The sequence below is a fragment of the Fervidicella metallireducens AeB genome, assembly GCF_000601455.1.
Classification (GTDB): domain Bacteria; phylum Bacillota; class Clostridia; order Clostridiales; family Caloramatoraceae; genus Fervidicella; species Fervidicella metallireducens.
Map to the genome: position 1 here is coordinate 1 of NZ_AZQP01000083.1, position 4,460 is coordinate 4,460.

2 protein-coding genes and 1 pseudogene are annotated in these 4,460 nt (G+C 32.2%); all 3 read right to left on the reverse strand.

Translation table 11 applies throughout. The features are described from left to right. Positions 1 to 110: 110 nt before the first annotated feature. Positions 111 to 1,418 (reverse strand): MFS transporter, encoded by a 1,308-nt coding sequence (locus tag Q428_RS13360; RefSeq protein ID WP_035381753.1) that lies wholly within the window; start codon positions 1,416 to 1,418, stop codon positions 111 to 113. Positions 1,419 to 1,448: 30 nt separating this feature from the next. Beyond that, a complete protein-coding gene (abc-f, locus tag Q428_RS13365) occupies positions 1,449 to 3,206 on the reverse strand; it encodes a ribosomal protection-like ABC-F family protein (protein ID WP_035381755.1) in 1,758 nt (585 codons plus the stop codon). A gap of 672 nt (positions 3,207 to 3,878) precedes the next feature. Continuing rightward, positions 3,879 to 4,460, reverse strand: a pseudogene (locus Q428_RS15535) (transposase); the annotation flags it as partial.

A 4,460-nucleotide genomic window follows, 5' to 3' on the forward strand; every position in this document is an offset into this window, starting at 1 on the left:
GGCTAATGGTTCCCACTACCAAGCCCATAGCGGACTTTCACCGCCAAACTGTCACCCATGCCGGGCACACTATTCATAAGACCTGCAGCATTAAGCTGCAGGTCTTTCAATTAAACCACTTTATCTATATTTAACTGCACATCTTCACTTACAAAAGTGTTATACTCCCTATACGCCTTTGTAAATCTAACCCCAACAGCTATTAAAAGTTCAAGAGCTGCTGCAATTAGAAGAACGTATTTTGCAGAAATTAGTGCCGCAAGGCTTGTTCCTGCAAATATAGATAATATCCCTATTGGACTACTAAGAGTTCCAAGCATTGCAAAGGCTTTGCCTCTTTTCTCATCTGGAATTGAATCCTGTAAAACTGTGTTTAGTATTATCCCATGAGCAGTTCCTATGCAGCCAAGGAATCCAAATATAACTACTGAAGCTGGAAAATAGGTGTTTAGAATAAATATTGCAAAACAAACCGCATCAAATATTAATACATTAAGAAATAATTTAAATCTATTCTTTTGCTTCTTAACAAGAACTCCAATAACCATACTTCCAAATATTGCTCCTACTCCAAGGCTTGCAAGTAGAATTCCCCAAGCCCTTCCTGCTTCCTCCTTGGTCATTTTTAATCCTTCGATTAAAAATACATATATAAGAGTACCCTGCATACTCATTGCAAAGGTCATATATAAGTCTATTATGGTCATAAGCTTTACACTTTTATCACTCATTAAAATCCTAAAACCTTCAACTAATCTGTTGCTTAAACTTTCTTTAATTAAAACCTCTTCAGAATTTTGTAATTCTTCAATATGCTTTTCATTTATAAATATTGTGGAAATAATTAATGCTGATATAACAAATGATATACCATCAATTATAAAGGACAATTTAACCCCAGCCAAACCAACAATAGCTGCCCCACAGGCTGAACCAATTATATGAGTAAAGTTATTTGCTAAGGATTTAAAGGAGTTCATAAGTGCTATGTCCTCTTTGTCCACAAGATTTGGCTCTAATGCACTTTGAGCTGGCTGCCTAAATACATTAACAAAGGATGCTAAAAATGCAGTTACATATATAAGGTTAATATCACTTATAAATAATATTGATATTGTAACGACTGCATTTAGTAAATCAGATATTATCATTATCCTTTTTCTAGAAAATCTATCTGCCACTCTTCCTGCGATAGCCCCAAACAGTGCAAAGGGAGCCATCTCCACCATTGCAAGAAATCCCAAGTCCTGTATTCTACCGTTTGAAAGTCCATAGACCTTAATCAAAAGTGCAAAATAACTTATCTTACTGCCTAGAGAAGAAATAAATCCTGCAATTATAATCCTCATTAATTTTGTATTTGTTATCAAATTCTTATATTCTTTAAATTGTTTAAAAAAAACTAAAAATCTCTTCATAGTACCACCCCACTTCATTTTACAGACATACTAGCTAATTATTCTTTTAAATTCATTAATTTGTTTTGCTGTCTGTAAAAATCTATTATTAAGTTCTTCTCTTTCTTCATAGGATATTTTAGAATCATCTAATTTCCCTGAAATAAATGCTATTTCACACTCTAATCTTCTAATTTCATCCCTTATATTCACATAGTTAATCTTATTCTTTTGATTCCTAAGCTCCTCTTTCTGTTTTAAATAATACTCATAATTTCCCTCATAACTGCTAACTCCACTATTTTCAATTTCAAGTATTCTATTTGAAGTTCTCTTGATAAAATATCTGTCATGGGATACAAAGAGTATTGTTCCTTCATATTTCTCTATAACCTCTTCAATCTTCTCTCTTGATATAATATCCATATAATTTGTAGGTTCATCAAGTATAAGCATATCCGCACCTGATAATATAAGCTTTCCAAAGGCTGCTCTACATTTTTCACCCATACTTAAAACCTCAATCTTTTTAAACACGTCCTCTCCCCTAAATAATAAACACCCAAGCAGCAGTCTTGCTGCTTGAACTGAAGCACCTGTTGTTAGCATCTCATCTAATATTGAATTGCTGTAGTTTAACTCCTCAAGCTCCTGTGAAAAGTAGGCTATTTTAAGGGACGGATTTATATATACCTCTCCTGAATCTATGCATTCTTTACCTAAAAGCATCTTTATTAGAGTGGTTTTTCCTATTCCATTCCCCCCCATCAGAGCTGCCTTATCCCCAATTTTAATATTAAATGATGCATTCTTTAGAAGCACTCTATTTCCAAAGCTTTTATTGATATTATTAACCTTTATTATATACTCCGGAAGTCTTCTGTCCTCTTGCTTAACTTTATTTATACAGTCAAAAGCAGCTAAGATATCAACCGATGGCCTTTTAACCTTATTATTTTCAAGCCTCTCAAGTTGTCTTTCCTTTGCCTTCATTACCTTTGCATGCTTCTTAGCCTTACTTCTTAAAAAATCATTTTGTCCCGCTGCTCTGTGTGCACTTGCATACCATGTTTTTCTGTCATTTATAACTTCCTTAAGGTGTCTAATCTCTCTTTCCTGCTTATCATATTCCCTTTGCTGATTTTTTCTTTCATTTTCCTTTTGAAGCTTGTATTTGCTGTAGTTCCCACTGTATTCCCTTATTTCATTTTTGTTCATCTCAAAAATTTTGTTAACAGTGTTATCTAGGAACTCTCTATCATGGGATATTACAACGATTGTTTTCTTTATACTGTTTAAAAATTCCTCCAGACACTTAATACTTTCCATATCTAGATGATTGGTTGGTTCATCAAGAAAAAGTACATCTGGATCCTCAAGAATCACCTTACAAATTGAAAGCTTAGTTTTTTCTCCTCCACTTAGTTTACAAGTTTCCTTATTCATTGTTTTTTCAGTAAAACCCATATCTAGTAGAATTTTTCTAACCCTTCTGATATATTTGTCTACATTACAGCTTGAGTTAATATCCTCTATACCTGATTTAAAAAGTTCTTCATAAACTGTTGTTTTTTCACTGAACTCAGCAAACTGTGTTAAATATCCAAAGGTTAATCTATCATGAGAATATGATATTTTCCCCTCATCCACTTCTTCTTTTCCTGTTAGTATTTTTACTAATGTTGTCTTTCCTACCCCGTTAATTCCAATTATACCTATTCTATCTCCATCATTTATTTTTCCTGATATATTTTCGAAAATAATTCTCCCATTAAAGCTTTTTACTAAATTATTAAATGTTATCGTCATATCGACCACTCCTCTTTGTCTATAATGCTTTTCCTACGGCAGACAAAGAGTTATCTTTGCTGCCAAATTATCTTATGCTCATCTGTTTGTACCTCCATCAACATATTTTTTAAATAAAAAAGACTGTAGGTGAACAAAAATTCACATACAGTCTCTGTGTTTCAAAAGTAAAGCTACTATGCACAGATTTCCTCTGCACATAAAGCAGTTCTATACTTTACAAAATAAGACGTAATGAGCTTTGTTCTTAACCAATAATCCAAAATGGCACTACAAAAAAACTGTTTCAAACAGCTAAAACCATCTCGAACTTATTAAATTACTTCAGGTTAAGAACTAATTAATCATCACCGCACCCATTACATTTTTTTCTATATACAGTATATATCACCTGTATTTTTATGTCAATATTTATAATTTTTGTTTCTTGGGTCATATGGGACATATGTCATATGGGACATATACTTACTGTAATTGCATAGCCAGATGTAGTTTTTAATATCAACATATTTCACTTTATTTAAATAAAAGCTTTGTAATTTTCGAATTTAATATAACTTTATTTACTCTTTTTGCTCAATTATCACTATACTTGTCCAATCTTTATGCTTTATAAAAGCATTTATCTCTCTGATTTTTTAAAATAAACTTACTAAATTGCCTTTTTAAAAATTAAGCATACTGTTCCATAAACTCATATGTAATATTTTTATATTTCTCATCATCTAAAAGTTTTACCCCAAGGCTGCTAAGCTTTGAAACTCTGCTTTGGGTTATGTTTCCAAGGATACGGCAGATTTCACTGCATTTTAAGTTGCAAAGACTTCTCATTAAAAGTACAGCCAGTGCCTTTGCTTCAACTATTTCTCTACAGTGTTTTGTATGGAGCTTTATTTTTTCAATTCTAAGTTTTGATGCGATAAATTCTAATATTTCTTTAGTTTTAATGTTTCTTATTAATATTTTTCTTTCACTTCTGTATTCTGTTCCTTCGTTTAAAAACTCTACTTCTTCTTTAAAAACCTTATCAGAGCATTTATATACTAATTTCATGTAGCTTTCTCTGGCTTTCTTAGGATTTTTGCTGAACATGCCCATAATAAAGCCGTCATCAACAAGTTCATAGGGGTCGTGTCTTAAGCCTAGATATATTGAAAGACTTGAAAACTCGTATTTCTCTGGGCATTTTTCATATCCCTTTATATCACATGGGTTGTTGTGAACATATGCCGATAAGGCATAGAGATATATTTC